This is a genomic window from Shewanella nanhaiensis, assembly GCF_019457885.1.
Lineage (GTDB): Bacteria > Pseudomonadota > Gammaproteobacteria > Enterobacterales > Shewanellaceae > Shewanella > Shewanella nanhaiensis.
In genome coordinates this window covers 167092-188812 of the sequence record NZ_JAHZST010000011.1, presented here as the reverse complement: position 1 = coordinate 188812, position 21721 = coordinate 167092, and the positions used below count along the sequence as shown (strand labels likewise).

Below are 21721 nucleotides of genomic sequence, written 5' to 3'. Positions count from 1 at the left end.
AAATAGCCCTCTTTAAGGGCTATTTTTTTGGCTTTTTAACCCAAAAGTGACATGCAGACTGGCGAAACACTTCGTTTCTCAAACAGATAAATAGCAGCACTAAAAGATTACAACTCGCAAGTATCACAAACAGAGTAGGAATATCCCACGTCAATAACTGCAGTACGATTATCGCCAAGATTGCCGATGTGATCATAAAGAGTGCATTAAGAATATTATTGGCGGCGATGACCTGAGCACGCTCAGACGCTTTAGCTTTAGACTGGATAAAACTATACAGAGGAACGATATACACACCGCCACTGACTCCAATCATAAAGAGATCAAACATCAAACGGTAATGCTCTGCGCTCATCACAAAACTGCTAGCTTGATACAGAGACTCAACCCCAGCAGGTATCGCCAACACAAAGTCGATACCAAACAGAGTCAGGCCACATAAGCCTAATGGGACAATGCCAAGCTCAACTCTCCCTTTAGAAAGGCGTACAGAGATAAAGGAGCCAGCAGCAATACCAACTGAGAAGAGTGCCAGTAATACCGACACCACACTGGGATCAGAAAAGAGAAACAAGCGAGTAAAATTAGGAAACTGAGTCAGATAACTAGCACCAAGAAACCAGAACCAACTGATACCTGTAATAGCCGCCCAAATATCGCGCTGCTGAAATGCCCATTTAAGCGTTTGCCAGTTTCCTTTCCTAGGCTGTTTATGCGCATCGATATCTGCGGGTAAATCGGGGATATTCCAACTGGCAAACACACCGATTGCTGCAAAAAGAACAACTAACCCCGCACTAATACCGACGCCTTGGTCACTGGAAACCAAAACACCGGCACCAACGGTGCCACACAAAATGGCAAGAAATGTACTCACCTCCACCCAGGCATTACCACGAACTAGCTCCTCCGGCTTCAGTGTCTGGGGCAGAAGTGCATACTTCACGGGTCCAAAATAAGCAGATTGCGTTCCCATCAGAAAGAGTAAAAACAGCATAGCGAGGTAGCTTTGGTTAAAAATAGCTAACGCAGCGAACAACATGAGTACAAGTTCAACCAGCTTAATCCGTCTGATAAGCCAAGCTTTATCTTTAACATCAGCCAGTGAGCCTGCATGGGCTGAAAACAGCAGAAAGGGAAGAATAAACACAGCCGCAGCGATATTAACAAACAAATTTATCGACATAGGTAGCTGATCGACACTGGCATAAGCCACCATCAGAAGCAGTACGTTTTTATACACATTATCGTTTAATGCACCTAGGCATTGAGTGACAAAATAGGGGAAAAAACGTCTGCTAAATAACATCAACCTTAGGTGTGCTCCGCTCTAAAATAGCTCATAAGTAACCTAGGTTCTCCCTCACCAAAATAATCGGTTTCAAAACCTTGTTCAGTAAAGCCAGATCTTAGGTAGAGGGCTTTGGCTGGATTGTCGGGAGCCACAGTTAAATTGATCTGATTAATATCACTCGCCAACGCGTTAATAAGCTGCGATATCAGTTTTGACCCAACCCCTTTTCCACGAGCAATATCCGCTACAGCAACCGATAAAAGCCAACAAACATTGGGTTTATCACTCGTAGACGCCAGTAGATAACCAATAACATTACCTTGATTATCTTTCGCAACCCAAAAGCCATTCGGCCAGCAATCCAATGCTTGCCTAAAGAAAAAATCTGGATAGGAGTGGCCATAAAAGCAGTTTTGCTCTAACGCATCAATGGCTCGAAGATCCGACTTCTGAGCCAGAGATACCTGGACGACATCACTCATTAATCAGGATCTGATCCCACTCCAGTTGAGGGGAGCCAACCACGATAAAGTTAGGGTTTTCTAAGCTTTCTCTCTCGTTATAGGTGAGTGGCTGCAAGCTGATATCCATAATCTGACCGCCAGCCTCTTCAACGATGATCTGCGCAGCACCAGTATCCCATTCGCCTGTCGGGCCGATGCGTACATAGCAATCAGCTTTACCTTCGGCAATGAGGCAGCTTTTCAGAGCGGCTCCACCGAGCACAATAAGATCGCAGTGCTTAGAGTGGCTAAACAGTTTAAGAACAGATTTGGGATCCTGACGACGACTCACGGCCAACTTTAAGGCGGGATCTTTACTCTGAGGAAGTTGATGACTCATAATGCGGACTTCAGATCTCTCGTCACGCTTATAGGCACCTAAACCTGCTATCGCGTAGTAGCACACTTCAGTCATCGGCACATAAACAATCCCCATGATAGGACGATTATGTTCAACTAACGCAATAATCACCGAGAAGTCACCACTGCCAGCGATAAACTCTCCAGTGCCATCTAAGGGATCAACTAACCAGTAGCGATCCCAGTGCTGACGTGTCGAAAAAGGGATGTCGGCATCTTCCTCAGATAAAACGGGAATATCTGGTGTTAATGACTGCAGTGCTGAGGTGATAATATTGTGCGCGGCAATATCAGCCGAAGTGACAGGCGTGTTGTCTGACTTGGTCTCTTTCTCAAACGTCCCTTTAAGATAGATATCACGGATCTTCTTCCCCGCAACTATAGCGATCTCAATGGCCTGCTCTACATAATCTTCTGGCTTCATAACTGCTCCAACAGCCTATAACTACTTACAGATTTAAAAAGAGTTAAATTTCTTGCTACACCATTACAGTTTTAGGTATTTCAAAGCTAAAAACAAGGCACTTACGCTTCGAGATTCAGAAAAATCCTCCCTCTCAAGCAGACCTTGCCACTTCTCGATCGGCCAAGGAGCTAGCTCAATAGGCTCTGGCTCATCCCCTTCGAGTTGGCTTTCATAGAGATCTTCAGCAATGAAAATCTGCATCTTACTGGCAAAGTAACCGGGAGCTAGACTCAGTTCCATCAGATGGGTGAGCTTTCTAGCACCGTAACCTATCTCCTCTTGCAGCTCACGATTAGCTGCCTCATGGGCCTCTTCACCAGGATCAATCAAGCCTTTGGGGAAACCTAGCTCATAGGAGTGAGTGCCAGCGGCATATTCACGCCCTAGCAGTAAAGTGTCACGGTTCAACACAGGGACAACCATCACAGCACCACGATTATTGCCCTTCATCCTCTCATAATGGCGCTCGACCTGATTAGAAAACTTCAGATGCACCTGCTCAATTTTAAACAAACGACTCTGGGCAACAATCTCTGCGCCTAAAATCTCTGGCTTCTTGTTATTCATGAAAGTCCCTGACTAAAATTGATATTTCAGTATAATCTTACTACATATACTCAAATTTCTTCAAAGAACGCAAATTGAATTAAGATAATAAAAGAGATGTTCACTGCATGCGTTTCAACAGCTGCTGATGACAAACTCAAATAACCCCACAAGAAAAGGATTTGAACTCGTCATATGTTTCCCTGGAATGAGATAGATACAGTCTTACTCGATATGGACGGCACCCTACTCGACCTTCATTTCGATAACCACTTCTGGTTAAATTTGGTACCACAGGAGCTCAGCCGGCAAAGAGGTATCGACACTGAAGAAGCCATCAAGCTAGTTGAAGCCGCCTACGGAAAAGTATTTGGCACCTTAGAGTGGTATTGCCTCGACTACTGGCAGGAGGAGCTACAGCTAGATATCTTAAATCTACATAAAACCTTAGTGGACAGAATTCAGCTAAGGCAGGACAGCATGCCCTTTCTTAAGGCCCTTGGTACACAGAATAAATCCCGCATCTTAGTCACCAATGCCCACCCCAACAGCCTAGCCTTAAAGCTCGAACATACAGACCTAGCACTTGGGCTAGATCAGCTGCTTTCAAGCCATGAAACCGGATACCCCAAGGAGCATCCACACTTCTGGCAGCACCTCTTTATGCAGTTCTCCTTAGACCCATCACGTTGCCTATTTATCGACGACAGCGAAGTGATTTTACAAGCGTCCAGAGATGCAGGTGTTGGCCATCAACTCGGGATCACTAACCCAGACAGCCAGAAACCCCATAAAGTATTTAGCGACTTTCCCGCTATTGGGGATTATCACCTTCTGCTGGATGACCTGTTAGCAAAATAAGTTTTTGGCGTTCGAATGAACGCCAATGACATTTTTATCCGTTAGCCGTCACCCCAAACTCCCTCTTGCTGGTAATAGTAGGATCTAGCTTGATAGCTTTTAGTTGAGTTTGTATTAAGTTGGGTTATTGAAGGTCATACCTACAATTGGTACCTATCGCTTGCAGCGTGCTTATGTGCAGATACTTCTACGAGAAGCTGTAAATATATCCCTATACGCTCTGCGATTTCATCCTTGAAATCGAAGCTCGCAGCCGAATCTACACTAACTTCATGAATCTCTTCGATTTGGCTTAGTTTTGCCACTCGTCTATGTCCAACATTAGCTAGCGAAGAAGTTTATTTACATTCTGTTTATCAACTTTTGCAATAACTAACTAATGTGAAGTGCAACAAACAAAACCTGAGCCCTAATTATCATGCGGGCTGGGGCCAAGTGACGTTTCTTTCTGCATGAACATTGCACTTTATGCAATCATGGGGGTTCTTTGCTCCACTCATGCAAAGAAACTAGGATTGAGCTCTTTCTATGTTTTAACTCATTGTTGAGACACTGGTTTTCTATTAATCTTGAATGATTAAAGTACTGGCAACCTGTTCTTATTAAGACCGTTCTTATTCGAAATTCAGGCTAATATACTGTTATGTCTTTTGAATCATCGAGGTTCACATGGAATTAAGTGCTGAAGATAAATTACAGATTATTGAAGACTTAAATCGAATTGAACAAATCCTCAATACAGATATTTTTGAGGAGAGAAATCATAGACACCCATTGGTGAGGTCTGCATTCATAGACTTGATTATATGCTTGGATGATTTAATGTCTAAGGTTCAATACTATTGCAAGAGAATTGATTTTACTGATGACCTTCTAGTTACAACTGAATTGCAAGAACGTTCTAAAAAACGAGTTAAGGATGTAACTGATCTAATTAATTTTGTAAGGCATGCTGTATGCCATATTAATGAAGATAACAGAATTCATCGTGGTAGAACTAAAGGACCTAATAAAGAACGGAAAGGCGCTGGGATATTTTTCAATAGACAATTTGGGAAAAGAGGCTTGTTTAAAGAAATGCAGTCTAAATATGAAGATGATCAAACATTTGCATTTGGAGAGCATCTCATATATCTAAAGAGACATATAATTAGAGCCTTTCAGGAAGCCAAAGAACTTTTGCTTGAAAACTATCCTATGATTGATCCTACTCGTACTATTTTAGGTTCAATACATCAAGCTTTAAAACATAATCCTAAAATGATTGAGAAGGTTTACGAAATACGGGTTAAAGTTGAGGATAGTCCTTACCAACAGGCTATTGATAAAGGCGAGTAGTCCCGAAAGAAACAAAAAATATGACATAACAAGTGCTGGCAACCGACCGCAAAACAAGCGCCATTTTTTGCGGCGGCTACGGCAGGCGTTACCGTATACCCGATTGCCATACTTCCCTAATGATACTCATCACCTTAAGAGCTTTACCTCTAATGAACTTTTGTCCAAAAATGAGCTACAAGACTGAACTTAAATCGAAGAGATACTTATGTTGAAGCCTTAGTCAGGTGTGAACGCGGCTGTGACCTTCGACAGCAGGGCGAAGTTACACGAAGTGGAACTCTTTGAGCGAGAAATAGGGATATCGAACTGGCCGGTAAACATGGACGTTGTTTGAAGTCGTAGAGCCCACAGGGCAGAAAATGTTCCAGACATTTTTTCTGCATTTCCTCCATCCTTGGAGGTCAGATATACTTGTGCTGTGTCACAGAAGTGTTTACACATCGGCCTGCTGCAAGCAATAAATACCAATGAAGCTATGGTATTCAGCAAATAAGTCAAATACCAAACCAGCCCAATGGAACCAGTAAAACTAACCCCAAAAGATACTTCAAACTTGCTATCAGGCAAGTCAGCTAACTAATACCAATCAGTATAAGAAGTTCATCTACTCAGAGTGCTTTTTGGCAAGCTAATTCAAGGCGAATGAATGACAGAATGGTTATTCCCTTGTGAGTTCATTCAACACAGAAGTAGGCAGCCAAAAATACTCCTTACAGGCGAGTTTTATCGGTTCTGATACTGCGTTAACGAGCTTAACCGTAGAATAACTATGCTCTGCACTCGTTGCCTTGCCCCAGAACCGCTAAACTCTCGCTGAGCGATCAAATCTTTATACCGATTGGTATAAACAAGCAAAACCCCTTTCTTGCATTAAAGGGGTAAACGTCCTTGATAACTAATCGGATAATAACCTTGGCTATCTTTCTTACCCAAGAAGGCTAATGCTTTCTTCAGATCCGCTGGTTGTGAAGCGGTCTCTTTAATCTTGGCGCTTACCTGAACCATCTTCTCGGCTTTTACTAACACAGTGCCATCAAAGCCAAGTTGATTCATCTGCTCATCGGAGCGTACTTTGACGTTACCATCTTCACAGCTCAGTCCAAGCTCAATATCGCCTAGTGGATAATTGCCAAACTGATTTTTGACCTGAACAGTATTAAGAAAAAGCTTGCCATTTAGCTGCTCACACAAGGGAATACCTTGCTGAAGCGTATCCACAAACAGGCTTATCTCACCGCTGACTTCAGTGCGAAACGGTAAACGGGTATTGCCTAGCAGAAAGCTGCTTGGCGCCTCAAACCTTAACCCCTCGGCATCAATACCTGAGCCAGAGAGCGACACTAACCCCTTGCCATTAACCGCCGTTCCACGATTACCGATAACCAGATCTAAATTCGCCTTACCTAAAAGGAGTCCCCAAGGGCTTAACTGCCACTGAACCAGCTCAAGCTGTCGTCTCTGGATGCTCAAGGTTTCAATTTTTCCTGACCAGATCGTTCCTGAAACACCAGACACACTGATATTATTTGGCAATGGGGCCAGTTTTACGGCAACACTGGCCGGAAACAGTGCGATGATAAACCCTAAGTAGATCACCACACCCAAAATAATCTTTTTCGTTAAATTCACTACTACACCTTAATAAAAACCATCAGCTCTTTATTGTGAAAGCTGGATTCGGCGAACCTTCACTAAGCCAGGTAGATCCGACTCAGCAAGGTCAATACTATCAAGAGACAAACCTTTTCCCTGCACCAGATCATTCAGATAAGCCAACAAGGCATCAAATGGTACATCATCCATCCAGATCTGTATCTTATTTCCTTGAGGCTGCATACGTGTGATCTCAAGGCCATAGGTACCTGCACTCTGATTCACGGCTGCACTCAAACTGCCTCTGAAGCTGGTTTTATTGCCACTCTCTTTTAAACCAGCAATCTTATTCGCTGTCTGCTTGACATAATTTAAGGTGTTCTGCTGCGCCTGTAGGCCACGTTCAGCATCGAGCTCTGCATTGGCGATCGGTGTCCAGATCCCCCAATAGAGAATCCCTACAACGAGAAACACACCACATGTACCAACGAGTTGTTGTTCACGTAGCTCTAAACCATTCCACCAAGCTTTTAGATTATCCATCTTATTTGCTCCTCAGCGTTAAAGTGCTGGTCACTGAGTCTTCACCACTGTTCATTGCCCCTGAATCAAGCTGATAGGAGGCTGACACTATCGTCTTAAACTGCTCAACCTGGGCATAACTCTTAGCGATCACCTGCATTCTCAGCTCATTGCGGACACTGTCGAAACGCAAGGTAGTAGGCTTTAGCTCTGGCACTTGAGTAAAGGCGGGCTCTAAGCCTTGAAGCATAGTGAAAAACTCACTGCCACCACTGCCTCCCTGCATACTTCTCAGCTGTTTCTCCATCTGAGATCTCAGGTTTACAATTCTCGAACTGCCCGGCACCGCTCGCTTATAGATAGCTTCACTTTCCGCTTTCAGTCTCGCCTGCTCTGTATTCATTTGATGAATATTGAGCCCTTTATTAACCAAACCAAGTACTAAGGCAACAGCAATCACAATGGCGACATTACGCCAAAGTAGTAAATTTTTACCGTATTCACGCTTAGGGGTATAAACACCAGATAACAGATTTAGGGGAGCTGAAAGTATCCCTTTAGCCAGTACTAACATCGGCAGTTCAAGGGCTTGAGGCTTGATGTCTGCACCAGCAAAGGCCAGTTCACTGTGTCCTGCAACGGTCACTGGTGTCTCTTGCCCTTCTGGTAACAATCTAGGCAATAACGTATCTAACCAGTCTTGAGTCAAACTCACGCCAGAACCTTCACCGGTTCTAACCAGATACTCTTGGTTAAATTTAATCGCTGCCCACTGGCACTCATCGAGGGGGAGAGCTAAGCAATCAGGCACAACATTCTTAACTTTAAGCCCTGCCTCATGTAACCAGCTTAACCAATCCTGCATCTGCTGATGTGCAACAACGGCAACACTCAGCTCGCCATCGGTACGTGGACCGGGAACAAAATGAAGCTCATCGACGTTTTCAGCTAGTGACTCCTCTAACATAAAAGGAAGCGCTTGAATGGCTTGACGTTGCCCTTTTTCAGGCAACTCCACAGAGGTCAATGTGATCGCAGATGATGGCACCAACACGTCCACAGGACGGTTACCGGCACGCTCGGTTAAGCTACTTAATGCACTTGCATCTTTTAGCTCACCTGAAGCGATGATCTCCTGCTCCTGCTCGGACCAAACCAACCAAGAGCATGCTTGATCTGAACTTGTTCCTAAGCGAATAAATAATCTTTCACTCACATTCATTCTCCACCTATCTTATGGCGCTAGGGCGATAAGAACTCATTATTTTTATTCTGTGACTCAAAAAGTATACAACCAGCAATATGCTATTTCTGTCCACCAAACTGTCGGGTTAATATCTCGAAACTCGAGCCGTCTGTCTTGATGATACTCTCTAAACGGAACGTAGCCGTATCGACCTTTGCTCCCGCTTCAAGGCGGAAATATTTACTATCAACCACAAAGCTCGATGATAACGCTGCATCAGCAGCTAATAATCCAGCAACCGATGAGTTCTCTTTAAAGTCTTCAATTTTTTCAAAACCATCGCCAGGACGCTGGTTAATAATACTTTCCGCTTCACTGACCGACATTTTGTCATCAAACATGCCAGCTAACAGTGCAGCTTGCTCTACCTCAATCGTATTCACGTTCAACAACTGCTGTGTGTTACCCGGTATCACGCAGATGTAGGGCAATAATTTAAGGTAGATGTCCTGAGAATACCCCATAACCGCTCTTAACTCACTGCGGTGACTCATCAAGGTATTTGCAGCACGATAGGGGACATTTCGAGACTCATATTCGGCATCTTCAGCACCGAAAGGACTCGCGGTCGTATCCTCATCGAGATAATCTTTTAGGGTATGGGTCAACCGCTCGGCTGAAAACTCGTCCATACCTAAGGCCATTAATAAGCCCTGATACTGAATCGCCGCCAGTGGTAATTTAGGCTGACCATTGCCATCTAGCTGACCTTTAGTGTCGATAGACAGAGAGTTTAAGTTAAAACAAGCGCGCATATCACTGATCTTACCGCCAATCTCACCATGCTCAGCAGGAAAAACAACATCTGCTTGAGCCCAGTATTGTTGGCGGTGCACTCTGCCCTCAGCGTCTTCCAGATCTTGCTTTAGTACCTTTTTGGTCAACTCTTCAGCTGAGAGTGCATACCAATAAGCTTGATCGTATTGAGCCAAATTTAATGTACGGCGCATAGAGAGGTGGTTACGGCTATTAATATTGGTTGCGATAACCGCCACCAGAGCCACAATAAGCAGCACCACAATCAGCGCGACGCCCCGCTGCTTACGGGGTAGCTTACCCATTAGCCATTCCCCTTTTCACGGCCATTCTCATCTTCTCCGCCGCTGCTTCCACCGCCGTTATTACTACCGCCGCCGTTATTGCTACCACCACCGCTGTTATTACCGCCGTTGTTATTACCGCCGTTATTGCTACCACCGCCGTTGTTATTGCCATTGTCATCGCCAGAACCCGCTTTGGCTCCAACTGGCAGTAAAAACTTACGCTGGATCTTGCCTACTCCCTCAAGTTCAATCTCCATAGCGATAGCCTTAGGTAAATTGGCTGCATCGACTTTTCGCTCCCATTTGTCTTCGACAAAAAAGGAGTATTCCACCGAGATCACATCACGCATCACTATGGTTTTTATCGGATCGCTACCAAACTCAGGTTCTGGATAGGGGTAGTACCAACGCTCAAGATTATTTTCACTGACCACATAGGCAACCGACTGAATGCTTCCTCGTGGTAAGATCCCATCTGGGTTAAGCCAACCTATCCGAAAAAACACTAAGGCTTCTGATTCAGAATCTAAAATATCTGAACCCGTTTGAAAAACCGTTGTTCCGCGGCCACCCTCAAGTAAACGAGGAGAGCGTGCCACCATCTGACCAAAATCTCGCTCTAAAGCGCCAAACCCTTGCTGCATCGCCTTAAGCCTATTAGAGAAGTCCTTGGTCACTTCATCATTACGCATCACATTTTGTAGCACGGCATTAGAAGCAAGGCCCAACATAGAGAAGATCGCGATAGCGATGATCATCTCAAGCAGGGTAAAACCTGCCGTTTTATTTATCTTGGTTGAGCACATAACTACTTACCTGAGCGACAATACGTTCATAACGCTCATCGTCACTGACACTGACTCGGATCATGCGAAACTTATCGTCTGTGGTCTTCACCACCTCTTTGCGCCAGTACCACTCTTTACCAGCTAATTCTGCTTGCCCATCTTTCTTACCAAGATCGGGGAATTTCGGCTCCAACCTAGCATCAACCATCACATTGTCGGCAACCCATTGAGCGTAAGTACGCTGCTCTAAAATGGGCATATTGGCCATCTGCTCACCTAAGCTTTTAGTGATAGAAACTGCAGCGATTGAAAACACAGCAAGTGCCACAATCACCTCAAGCAGGGTCATCCCTTTCGCTTTGTTGTAGCGAAAAGATCTTATAGAGGAACGAATATTAGTGCTCAGCGAAACCATGGTCTCTCCCCAGAGTCATACGTCCCAATGCATCACCAACCACTAACGCCTCAACCTCTTTGCCTGTTTCATCTTCACTGACAAACATCAGTTCAAAAGCACTCATCTCTCCACTTGGAAAGAGTAAGATCTGTGGCTCAGGAAACTTCTTCTTATCCTCCTCGGATTTTTCAATCAGAGGCTCCTCAAACCAGCTATCTTGCTCTTCATCATCTTGCACTAAGGGCAGACCATCGAGTACCAGATCGATCCTTACCCCGGGCTCCATCTCCCGCTCACCTAAGATCCTGTCTTGTGTCAGAGGTTTCCACTTGGCTTCGTCATAGACAACATACTTATAGCTATCATCTTCGATCACTATGCCAATGAAGTGTCCACTGAGTACGGTCTCATCCAGCACCATCTCAGTCGCAGCCATAAACTGCTGAGCCGTTTTCTCCAGCTCACGTTTTTTATCGGCGCCACTCATACTCATGGTCACAGCAGAAGCGGCCAATCCCATTAAGAGAATGACCAATAACACTTCCATTAAGGTGAAGCCTTTTTGATGCAAACTTCTCATCAAGTTGTGGCTCTAGGCGACGTCATAGGATCGGGATAAACAGAGATTCAGTGATTACTGAAAGTTCTGTAGATTCCAGTTTCCGATATCATCTTCAGTGCCAGCCTGACCATCAGGACCTGCGCTGAAGATATCAATTTTACCGTTCTCACCTGGGCTCAATAGCAGGTAATCATTTCTCCACGGATCTTGTGGTAGGCGCTTCACATAGCCATCTTCGCGGTAGTTACGTGGCTCAGGTGAACCTGTAGGCTTTTGAGTCAAGGCTTCAAGCCCCTGCTCAGTCGTCGGATAGATGCTGTTATCCAACTTATACATATCCAGAGAGTTCTCTAGCGCCACAATGTCTGAGATAGCTTTTTGAATATCGGCTTTATCCTTATTGCCCATAAGGTTAGGTACAACCATAGAGGCCAGAATACCCAAAATAACGATCACAACCATCACTTCGAGTAGGGTAAAACCTTGCTGTTTTTTTCTTGCTTGCATGAACTACGTCCTCTTAATAAAACTGGGCTACACCATAAAGATGATGCAGAAAATATAGGGGCGACTAGCCACTAATCATGTTATTCAACTCTAAGATTGGCTGCAGAATTGCCAGCACGATAAACAGTACCACAGCGGCCATACTCACCACTAATAGAGGCTCAAAAACACCCAAGGCGATATTCACATTGGACTCAAACTCTCTATCTTGGTTATCGGCGGCGCGCTCAAGCATATGTTCTAGCTGTCCACTCTTCTCACCCGAGGTGATCATATAGAGCATCATAGGTGGAAAAAGTTTCGTATTGGTCAGTGCAGCACCTAAGCTGGTTCCCTCTCGAACTCGCGCAGTTGCTTCCTCTACTGCCGCTCGAACTTTCACATTGACTAAGACCTCACTGGCGATGCGCATCGCATCGAGCAGAGGCACAGAGCTGGCAGTTAAGATACTTAAAGTACGAGCAAAACGTGCCGTATTTAACCCCTTACTCACTCGACCTATAACAGGAAGTGTCAGTAGCAAAGAATCGTATTTCATCCTAAATTCAGGCTTAGTGAGCATACGCTTAAAGAGTACAAACAGCGCAAAAGCAACGCCTAAAATGATAATGCCATAGTCCCTGATAAAATCTGAAGAGGCGATAAGCAGCAAGGTTGTCCAGGGAAGCTCCTGTCCCATATGCTCAAATTGGCCGACAACCTGGGGCACAACCGCTGCAAGCAAGATAGCGATAACACTGATAGCGACAACAGTGAGAACCACTGGGTAGATCATCGCCTGAGTCATCTTACTCTTTAGCTGTTGGCGACGCTCGGTGTAATCGGCAAGTCGATTAAGTACAACTTCCAGATGGCCAGATTTTTCACCTGAAGCCACCATAGCGCGGTAGAGATCGTCAAAGATATGGGGAAACTCGGCCATGGAGTCGGCTAAGCTGTAGCCCTCAACGACACGGGAGCGAACCGCCATAATCATGCTGGCGAGCCTATCTTTCTCACACTGCTGACCGACGGCTTTTAACGCTTCTTCGACAGGTAAACCTGCCGCCACTAAAGTAGCAATCTGGCGGGTAATAAGAGCAAGCTCGGCAACAGAGATCCCACGCTGAAACAGGCTTTTACCACCCGTTTTCGCCTTGGTTTCCTTCTCTACAACCGGCACTATCTCCAGCGGCATCAGGCGCAGTTCTCTTAACTGACCACGGGCATGACGTGCCGTATCGGCTTCCATCACACCTTTCTGCTGCTTTCCTTTATTATCTAATGCCTTATATTCAAACGCTGGCATAGCCTATCTCCAAATCTGAACAAAGCAGCAAAAGAGTGCAAATTTGTTTATCTGAAAAATCCATATTCACAGCCAACATGTTACTCCTCACGGGTAACACGTAACACCTCTTCCAAGGTCGTTCTACCTGCAAGTACCTTACTCATACCATCGTGTCGAATACTCGGCGTGCTCTTACGTATGTGCTTCTCGATGGCAAGTTCACCTCGTCCGGTATGGATGAGTTCACGCACATCATCATCGACCACTAACAGCTCATGGATACCGGTACGACCACGATAACCATTATGGCCACAGTTCTTACACCCTTCGGCGCGATAGATAACCCGAGTATCGTCAGCTGACATACCGAGTAGGTCGCGCTCACTTTGATCCGGAATATGCTCAGACTTACAATCTGGACACAAGGTACGGATCAGACGTTGGGCTAGCACCCCAAGCAAACTCGAGGAGACAAGGAAAGGCTCAACTCCCATATCTTGCAGTCGAGTGATCGAACCTGCTGCTGTGTTGGTATGCAGTGTCGATAACACCATATGACCAGTTAATGATGCTTGAACCGCAATTTGCGCCGTCTCTAGATCTCGAATCTCACCTATCATCACCACATCAGGATCTTGACGTAGAATCGCTCTCAATCCTCGAGCGAAGGTCATATCAACCTTAGTGTTAACCTGAGTCTGACCTATCCCTTCAAGTTCATACTCGATAGGATCTTCTACGGTCAGAATATTGGTATCTTTAGAGTTAAGCTCAGTTAAACCCGCATACAGGGTGGTACTCTTACCAGAACCTGTTGGACCGGTCACCAAAATAATGCCATGAGGCTTACGGATAAGCTCTTCAAATTGAACCTGCACATCGTGAGTCATACCCAGTTGAACAAGATCTAGGTTGCCAGCATTTTTATCCAGTAGACGCAGTACCACACGCTCACCGTGGCTAGATGGCATGGTAGATACACGCACATCCACAGCTCGGCCAGCAATACGCAATGAGATACGGCCATCTTGTGGGACACGCTTCTCTGCAATATCCAAACGCGCCATCACCTTGATACGAGAAACCAGTAGCGATGAGAGTTTACGGTTAGGTTTAAGCACCTCTTTCAAAACACCATCGACACGGAAGCGAACCACTAACTGCTTCTCGTAGGTCTCAATATGGATATCCGATGCTTCCTCTTTGATCGCTTCAGAGAGCAGGGCGTTGATCAACTTAATGATCGGCGCGTCGTCATCACCCTCTAACAGATCTTCCGTTTGAGGTAGCTCTTCGGCCAGTGTAAACAGATCCATCTCGTTACCAATATCTTCCATCAACTGCTGAGCTTCAGAAGAGTTAGCTTGATAAGCCATGGTTAGTTTGGCTTCAAATTCTGGTGCAGCCAGTTCAACCAGAGGCAAGTTACGACCTGTGTAACGTCTCGCTTCGAGTAATGCTGTAACGGGAGATTCACTAGTGTGAAACAGGGTCAGCGCATCATCACGCTTATCGAGCACCACCTTGAAACGGTGGGCATAGGCAAATGGCAGACGCTCCTTACTGTTAGAGTGAAACACCTCATCGGTTTCACTCTCAGCGGTTAAGCCAAGCTCATCACTGACTTGAGCTAGCTCATCAATTTGTGTTGCTTGTGTCTCACTCATCATGACTATCTTCGCTGGCAGTATCGCTCTCTTTATTATCTGAGATAGATTTCAGGGTAGAGTCTGTTTGACGCATCTTGGTCTCTAAACCTTTGCCCTCTTTGTAACGCTCAAGAATATCGTTTACTTCAGGAGGAAGGTAATCCGATTGATTCCACTCTTCAAGAACAGGCACTTCGCTATTTGGCATTAGGTTAATACCACGCTCCTGCTGCTCCATCTGTAGTGCTCTGAAATAGTTATATTTACGACCAGCGATGCCTTCCATGGTGATACCATCACGAATAATCGTTGGCTTAATAAACACCATCAGGTTTTTCTTTTTCTTACCGCTTGAAGAGGACTTAAACAGATGGCCAATGATCGGGATATCACCAAGGAAAGGTACCTTCTGTACACTCTCCTGCACCTCTTCATTAATCAAGCCACCTAGCACAACGATCTGCCCCGAATCTGCCATCACAGTGGTGGTTAAACGACGCGTTGCAAAGGTCACATCGACACCTGTTTTACCGTTAATGCCTGACACCTCTTGCTCAATGGTCAACTTAACTGAGGTACCTTCATTAATTTGGGGGACAACCTTCAGCTTAACCCCCACCTCTTTACGCTCAACGGTTTGGAATGGATTACTGTTGCCGTTACTTGAGTTTTGCGCGCCCGTTAAAATAGGCACTTCATCACCAACAATAAATGACGCTTCTTGGTTATCTAGAGTCGTGATTGAAGGTGTTGCTAATACGTTTGATTTGGTATCGCTTGAGACAGCTTGAATCAGTGCACCGAAGTCACCCATGGCCACACCCCAAGCCATACCATTAACCTTGCCTAACGCTTGAGCCAGCAAGGTTATATCACCGGGAGTATCTGGATTATCGGTACAGGTTTGGTTGTCGCCTGCTCCACTACAGGTTTGAGATGCTTTTTGATCTCTGGCATTCCAAACACCAGCACCAATCTCGCCTATCGTCGGGCCCAAGTTATTAAACTGAGTACCACCACCTGCTGCGGTTGCCCACTGGACACCAAAACCAACATCATCCCCCTCTGACACCTCAACGATAATCGCTTCAACCAACACCTGAGCACGACGAATATCAAGCTGATTAACAACACTTTCGATGGTACGCATCTGATCTGGCTCCGCGCTGATCACCAAAGCGTTGGTGTCATCATGGGCCATAATGTTGATCTCATTACGACGCTTCTTACCACCGGCTTGACCACCGCCGCCATCTTTATCGTTGACTAGCTTCTCAGCAAAACCTGTTAACACCTCAACCAGATCTTCGGCTTTAGCGTATCTGAGATAACGAACCTTAGTGTTACCTGTGCTGGCCTGCTCGGCATCGAGCTTTTTCACTAACGAGACCACACGTAGGCGGCTCTTCTCGTCACCACTAACGATGACGGCATTCATGCGCTCATCGGCCACCACTTTTGGTGCCTGACCAGGCATCTGAGACTTATTTCCAGTAGAGCGATATAGGGTATCGATAATGCGCACTATCTCCCCTGCAGAGGCGTATTCGAGTGGCACAACCTGAACTTCAGTATCACCTTGCTTATCGACGCGGCGAACAATCTCAACTAGCTTATTCACCACGGCAGCACGGCCAGAGATCATCAAAACATTGGATGGATCGTAGTTAACCACGTTACCGCCACCGGCATTATCATTAAGCTGACGAAGTAACGGAGCAAGCTGCTTAGCTTCCGTGTTGTAGAGAGCGACAATTCGCGTCACCATCTCATCACCTAAGCCGGGAGTTTTATCATCGGCCACACGAATAGCGGCTGTTTTTGCATCTTTATCTTTGATGACCTTGATGATGTTGTTATCCATCTCGACGACGGCATAACCATAAACCTGAAGTACATTGAGGAAGAATTGATAATATTGCTCATCGTTGAGCAGATCATAGCTACGCACGTTGATTTTACCGCGCACAGTAGGATCGACAATGATAGTCCTGTTAAGATTTTTACCAACTATGTTGATAAACTCCTGAATATCAGTCCCTTTGAAATTAGCCGCATACTGCTCAGACCAAGCAAGTTGAGGAGCAAGTAAGGATGCCCCCATCACTAAACTTGCGATTAACTTCCTGCGAATATTCTTCTTATTCATTTTAACTTCCCATAAAGCTTAAGCTGTTTGCCACATGCGTCCCCGACGATAAACTAGGGTAAGCAAGTTTGCTCCTATTCACGAGCACTTGGCCAGGTTGGCGTGCGGCGAATTCTATTATTTCTTATGTTAACTTTTTCAGATCTTATACAGGTACTAAGGGAGGCTGAACATGATCTCGACCAGCTGCCCGTCACGCTCCACCATCAAAGATATCTCGGTAAGCTCTGGCAACTGCGCCATCACCTCTAATGCCTGAGTCATCTCAGTAAGATCATAACCATTGATCGACTTTGCCAGATCATTAGCTCTAAAACCCGCTTGTTTAAACAGATCTCTGTCTTTTCCTGCATTTAAGCGGTAACCCTGAAGCTGACCCTCCCTCTGTACTGGGGAGATAGCTAAGTAATCTGTCAGCTTGCTCGGATCCGCAAGGAGCTCATCTCTGGACTCCAAGATATCTTGGGCAACTTGTTTGTTTTGGCGCTGATCGACCTTACGCACAGACTTGGCTTGCTGTAGTTGTTTGTTAGCTTGACCGTTAGTCTCATATTTAAGACCGTCTAACATCAAGGTTTCATACCGACCACTGTTAGTTATTATGATGCGATCTGCGTACACCTCTTTGAGTGAAGCGGAGGTTCCCTTAATCTTATCGCCTAAGCTATAGGTATTTTGACTGCCACTCGATGCGATAACTGCTAAGCCTTTTTGCTGGGCAGTCGAAGCCACAACACCCGTCAATTGAATCGACAGTGAGGTCTTAGGCGCATCGGTGATCTGCTCCTCTACAGGTGCAACTTTAGGTTGACTTGAGGCTTCGTCGGCCTTGCCAAACAGAGACAGTGCCTGCAGTTGAGCCACACTGACACTCTTACCCGCACTGACACTTGCAGGGGTAGGACGCCAGTTTGTGGATGGCTCGGAGGTAGGAACTAACTTCCATGTAATTTGAGCAAACAGGTAGAGTACAATAATTAAACCGACCCAAAAAACGCTTGTGCTCAGAGGCTTATGCGGGATGTCCGCAGCCTTGCTTATAACTTTATCTAATAAATCCATATAATGTGGACCCTATATACAGGCCTCTGTTCTGATTACGATAATTTAGCGAATACTGACTCATGCTAACCTACACTGTTAACGGCAACAAGCCCACAACATTAGCTTTATTGGCGAAAAGAGCCCAAATATGCTAACTTTACGCGCCATAAAAGGGTGTGAGGCCGATCGCTATAATAGGTTATTGCCGGCATGATTAGCGATTTTAATCTCCAGCTTGTGAGCTCACCCATCTTTAATATCCCTATGGAGACTCAATGAGTAAGTCTGCCGATGAAATTACCTCTGTTCGCCTAGATAAATGGCTTTGGGCCGCACGTTTCTATAAAACTCGTGCTATCGCGAAGGAGATGATTAATGGTGGTAAAGTTCATTACAATGGCCAACGCGCTAAATCCAGCAAGCTTGCAGAAGTGGATGCAGTCATCAGGTTAAGACAGGGATATGACGAAAAAGAGATTGTCATAAAAAAGCTGTCAGAACAGAGACAAAATGCGGCAATTGCACAAACTTTGTACCAAGAAACACCTGAAAGCGTAGCGAAACGTGAAACCTATGCCGAAGCCAGACGATTGAATGTACTGAATAATCCTGCGCCTGACCATAAGCCGGATAAAAAGCAGCGCCGGCAACTAATCCGCTTCAAAGAGAGCTAATATCGAGCTCACCATTGAAGTCACGATTAAAGGCCATATATTAAGCAATATCTGGTAACAATTAAGTTAACCGACTCGCGCTATACGAATAGTGTTATACCAAATAGTTTTATACCGAATCACATTGTGAGATTGAGATCTAAATGAGTAAAGACAATTTACACCGCTACCTGTTTGAAAATGCCGACGTCCGTGGTGAGTTGGTGCAGCTTGAGCAGAGTTACCAAGAGGTACTCTCGGCTCATAATTACCCTGCGCCAATCCAAAATCTGCTAGGTCAGCTGCTTGCAGCGACCTCACTATTGACCGCCACACTCAAGTTTAACGGTGATATCAGCGTTCAACTACAAGGTGACGGCCCAGTCTCTCTGGCTGTGATCAATGGCAACAACCTACAACAACTTCGTGGTGTAGCACGCTTCAAAGGCGAACCAAGCAGCGATGGCGACCTGCAGCAACTGTTTGGTAAAGGCCATATGGTGATCACCTTAACTCCTACCGAAGGTGAGCGTTACCAAGGTGTCGTTGCACTAGATAAGCCCACATTAGCGGGTTGTCTCGAGGAGTATTTCGCTCAATCAGAGCAGCTTCCGACCTCAATTACTCTGTTTGCCAACGGTAAACAAGCTGCAGGAATGCTACTACAAGTACTGCCAACAGAGGGCGACCATAACGCTGAGTTTGAGCACTTAGAGCAGCTGACTGCAACCGTTAAAGCTGAGGAGCTGTTTGAGCTAGAAGCTGAAGAGGTTCTCCACCGCTTGTATCATCAAGAGGAGGTTCGTCTATTTGAACCAGTAGCAGTCACCTTCTCATGCACCTGCTCTAGAGAGCGTAGCGCATCGGCAATACGCACAGTCTCAAGAGAGGAGATTGAGTCTATTCTGGCCGAACAGGGAAAGATTGAGATGGGTTGTGAGTACTGCAACACCAACTACAGTTTCGACTCTATTGATGTGGCAGCTATCTTCAGCAACACACAAGCGCCAGAGACTAAGCAGTAACATTCAATAGTTAATAAAAATGCAGCTCAATGAGCTGCATTTTTTTATCTGTCTTTAGCCAAATCGGTATAAGAGATTAATAGAGCACCATCGTCAGATAACCCAGAACCAGTACTATCATCGAGGTTAAGGCGTAAGGCACTGGATAACCAACCGCTGGCATATCACTTTGACATGCATCCTGAGCGCCCTTCATCGCTGGAGTACTGTTACGTCCGCCAGCACAGGCTCCCGCCAATATTGCAGGGTTCATTTTGCGGAAGTAGAGACCATATATCCAAGCAAGCAGCGGAGGCACCAATGCCGCCGTTAAGCCCAGTGCAGCTATCTTAATCACCACAATACCTTGGAATGATGCCAATATCTTTGGCCCAACCGTTGCAGCTAATACCGCGACAAACAAGCTCAGGCCGATATCTTGCAAGAAACTACGTGCTCCTTCACTCATCGGGCCGCCAAATGCAGGGTTACGTGTACGCAGGAAGGAGAATATGATGCCGGTGAGCATACAGCCAGCCGAGGTGCCCAGCGCAAATGGAATTCCCCCCAAAGTCACACTCATGTGACCGCAGACATAACCAATCAGCAAAGAGAGCGCGAGATAAAAGGTCTCAGTGAGTGTGCTTTCAACAATGGGATTGCTATTTAACTTCTTCGCCGCTTGTTGAACACACCACTCAGAACCCGCCACTCGGATCACATCCCCCATCTCAACCACAGATTGCGGTAAAACAGGGAGTTGATGCCCTTGCCTAAACAGAGCCTTGAGGTAGATACCAAATCCGACTTCTTTACTAATCTCTTCGATGGTTTTTCCAATAAATGCCGACTTACCTAAGTGAATATCTGCCACTTCGATGTCGACATTGCGCGCACGAGGTTCATCGACCTCAACACCCACTCTCGACTCACCGCCTTGAATCAACTCATGGTAGTTACCTCGAACCCCGATAATATCGCCTAACTCAAGCTTAGGGTTATCGGCTGCATCAATCACCTCATCGCCACGAACCAGCTTGAGGATCGCCGCATGGGGATATCGATGAAATAGGCCTTCAATACTTTGACCCACAAGCTCTTGATGCTCGACTCGATAGGCACGAATATCTAAAGGCAACACGCCCAGATTAGAAAAACCGTTAGTACTAGGCAGCGCTTCCGTGTCTCCACCGGCCCCAAATTCAGCTTCAGCATCCTTACCAGCTTTAACGGGATCGATTCCGAACATGGAAGGCAGATACTTGATAAGTAAAATAATAAATACGCTTGAAAGAATATAACTAATGGCATAACCCGCAGCAATATTGGCACTGACTTGATCGAGTGTCATGCCTGCTGGTGCTTTAAATGCCCCAGACGTAATAGCTGACTGAGCTACCCCCATCACAGCAGTTACGGTATAACTCCCCGATATGATCCCCGCTGCATAGCCAGGCGCTAATCCCAGTAACTTGGCTCCGAAGAAGACGATAAGGAAGTTACTGAACACCACGATAAGACCGATAACCACAAAATCTAAGCCTCCCCGCGCTAATCCAGAGAAAAACTGCGGCCCAACCTTCATTCCGATGGCGTACATAAACATCATCAAGAAGATATCGGAAACCAGTCCCGGCGCATCGATCCTCAAACCATAAACGGAGAATGCCGTGAGTGCGATACCGACTCCCACCACAAGTGTGCCCGCGGTCGAGCCTAGGTTGATCCCCTTGATGGAGATCTTCCCTAGAGGATAACCGATAGCGATACTCAGGAAGAGAAATACGAAGGGGTTGTGAGCAATATAACCAAAGATAAAACTAAACAATTCTGAAATATTCATAATCGTTTCCCATGGGCCTATATTATCCATATAGGCTAAAACCAGAGCGATTTATGCCGCTGCACTCCTCGCCCTGTCCA

Annotated in this window: 21 protein-coding genes; 4 read left to right on the top strand and 17 right to left on the bottom strand. The window is 45.7% G+C overall.

Annotation, left to right across the window (positions count from 1 at the left end; all coding sequences use genetic code 11):
* Positions 1–19: 19 nt before the first annotated feature.
* From K0625_RS15785 to nudE, 4 genes are all read right to left on the bottom strand, one after another.
* Positions 20–1309, bottom strand: a complete 1290-nt coding sequence (locus tag K0625_RS15785) for an MFS transporter (RefSeq protein ID WP_220110566.1) — start codon at positions 1307–1309, stop codon at positions 20–22.
* 5 nt (positions 1310–1314) lie between these two features.
* On the bottom strand, positions 1315–1776 hold the full coding sequence (locus K0625_RS15780; protein ID WP_220110565.1) for a GNAT family N-acetyltransferase: 462 nt from the start codon (positions 1774–1776) through the stop codon (positions 1315–1317).
* Positions 1769–2581, bottom strand: coding sequence for a 3'(2'),5'-bisphosphate nucleotidase CysQ (gene cysQ / locus K0625_RS15775; RefSeq protein ID WP_220110564.1), 813 nt, complete (start codon positions 2579–2581; stop codon positions 1769–1771). The genes K0625_RS15780 and cysQ overlap by 8 nt, the downstream gene beginning before the upstream one ends.
* Positions 2582–2644: 63 nt before the next feature.
* Positions 2645–3190 carry an ADP compounds hydrolase NudE gene (gene nudE / locus K0625_RS15770; protein ID WP_220110563.1) on the bottom strand — a complete coding sequence of 182 codons (546 nt, stop codon included), beginning with the start codon at positions 3188–3190 and terminating at the stop codon, positions 2645–2647.
* 174 nt (positions 3191–3364) lie between these two features.
* On the opposite strand from nudE, the gene yrfG reads away from it, so the two are divergent.
* The gene (yrfG, locus tag K0625_RS15765) at positions 3365–4030 is read left to right on the top strand and encodes a GMP/IMP nucleotidase (RefSeq protein ID WP_220110562.1); all 666 of its coding nucleotides are present in this window, start codon (positions 3365–3367) and stop codon (positions 4028–4030) included.
* 669 nt (positions 4031–4699) lie between these two features.
* Positions 4700–5368 (top strand): hypothetical protein, encoded by a 669-nt coding sequence (locus tag K0625_RS15760; RefSeq protein WP_220110561.1) that lies wholly within the window; start codon positions 4700–4702, stop codon positions 5366–5368.
* 873 nt (positions 5369–6241) lie between these two features.
* Here the strand turns inward: K0625_RS15760 and K0625_RS15755 are convergent.
* The 12 genes from K0625_RS15755 to gspC all read right to left on the bottom strand — a co-directional run bounded on the left by K0625_RS15755 (position 6242) and on the right by gspC (position 18159).
* On the bottom strand, positions 6242–7000 hold the full coding sequence (locus K0625_RS15755; RefSeq protein ID WP_220110560.1) for a type II secretion system protein N: 759 nt from the start codon (positions 6998–7000) through the stop codon (positions 6242–6244).
* Positions 7001–7030: 30 nt separating this feature from the next.
* Positions 7031–7507 (bottom strand): type II secretion system protein M, encoded by a 477-nt coding sequence (locus tag K0625_RS15750; RefSeq protein WP_220110559.1) that lies wholly within the window; start codon positions 7505–7507, stop codon positions 7031–7033.
* A 1-nt stretch (position 7508) separates the two neighbouring features.
* Complete coding sequence (gspL, locus tag K0625_RS15745; protein ID WP_220110558.1) at positions 7509–8702, bottom strand: type II secretion system protein GspL; 1194 nt, start codon at positions 8700–8702, stop codon at positions 7509–7511.
* A gap of 89 nt (positions 8703–8791) precedes the next feature.
* Positions 8792–9793, bottom strand: coding sequence for a type II secretion system minor pseudopilin GspK (gspK, locus tag K0625_RS15740; RefSeq protein WP_065204546.1), 1002 nt, complete (start codon positions 9791–9793; stop codon positions 8792–8794).
* Complete coding sequence (gene gspJ, locus K0625_RS15735) at positions 9793–10581, bottom strand: type II secretion system minor pseudopilin GspJ (protein WP_220110557.1); 789 nt, start codon at positions 10579–10581, stop codon at positions 9793–9795. Before gspJ ends, gspK begins: the two co-directional genes overlap by 1 nt.
* On the bottom strand, positions 10559–10978 hold the full coding sequence (gene gspI, locus K0625_RS15730) for a type II secretion system minor pseudopilin GspI (protein WP_220110556.1): 420 nt from the start codon (positions 10976–10978) through the stop codon (positions 10559–10561). Before gspI ends, gspJ begins: the two co-directional genes overlap by 23 nt.
* Complete coding sequence (gene gspH / locus K0625_RS15725) at positions 10959–11540, bottom strand: type II secretion system minor pseudopilin GspH (protein ID WP_220110555.1); 582 nt, start codon at positions 11538–11540, stop codon at positions 10959–10961. Before gspH ends, gspI begins: the two co-directional genes overlap by 20 nt.
* A 54-nt stretch (positions 11541–11594) precedes the next feature.
* The gene (gene gspG / locus K0625_RS15720) at positions 11595–12029 is read right to left on the bottom strand and encodes a type II secretion system major pseudopilin GspG (protein ID WP_012327298.1); all 435 of its coding nucleotides are present in this window, start codon (positions 12027–12029) and stop codon (positions 11595–11597) included.
* Between the two features lie 64 nt (positions 12030–12093).
* Positions 12094–13317, bottom strand: coding sequence for a type II secretion system inner membrane protein GspF (gene gspF / locus K0625_RS15715; RefSeq protein WP_065204543.1), 1224 nt, complete (start codon positions 13315–13317; stop codon positions 12094–12096).
* A gap of 80 nt (positions 13318–13397) precedes the next feature.
* The gene (gspE, locus tag K0625_RS15710) at positions 13398–14966 is read right to left on the bottom strand and encodes a type II secretion system ATPase GspE (RefSeq protein ID WP_220110583.1); all 1569 of its coding nucleotides are present in this window, start codon (positions 14964–14966) and stop codon (positions 13398–13400) included.
* Positions 14959–17097, bottom strand: a complete 2139-nt coding sequence (gene gspD, locus K0625_RS15705; protein WP_220110554.1) for a type II secretion system secretin GspD — start codon at positions 17095–17097, stop codon at positions 14959–14961. Before gspD ends, gspE begins: the two co-directional genes overlap by 8 nt.
* 156 nt (positions 17098–17253) lie before the next feature.
* The gene (gspC, locus tag K0625_RS15700; protein ID WP_220110553.1) at positions 17254–18159 is read right to left on the bottom strand and encodes a type II secretion system protein GspC; all 906 of its coding nucleotides are present in this window, start codon (positions 18157–18159) and stop codon (positions 17254–17256) included.
* Positions 18160–18416: 257 nt separating this feature from the next.
* Between gspC and hslR the strand changes: the two genes are divergently transcribed.
* Together hslR and hslO are read left to right on the top strand one after the other, a co-directional pair.
* Positions 18417–18815, top strand: coding sequence for a ribosome-associated heat shock protein Hsp15 (hslR, locus tag K0625_RS15695; RefSeq protein WP_220110552.1), 399 nt, complete (start codon positions 18417–18419; stop codon positions 18813–18815).
* Positions 18816–18958: 143 nt separating this feature from the next.
* Positions 18959–19819, top strand: a complete 861-nt coding sequence (hslO, locus tag K0625_RS15690) for an Hsp33 family molecular chaperone HslO (protein WP_220110551.1) — start codon at positions 18959–18961, stop codon at positions 19817–19819.
* 76 nt (positions 19820–19895) lie between these two features.
* Here the strand turns inward: hslO and K0625_RS15685 are convergent, their stop codons facing one another.
* A complete protein-coding gene (locus K0625_RS15685) occupies positions 19896–21641 on the bottom strand; it encodes an aspartate:alanine exchanger family transporter (protein WP_220110550.1) in 1746 nt (581 codons plus the stop codon).
* Positions 21642–21721: the final 80 nt, after the last annotated feature.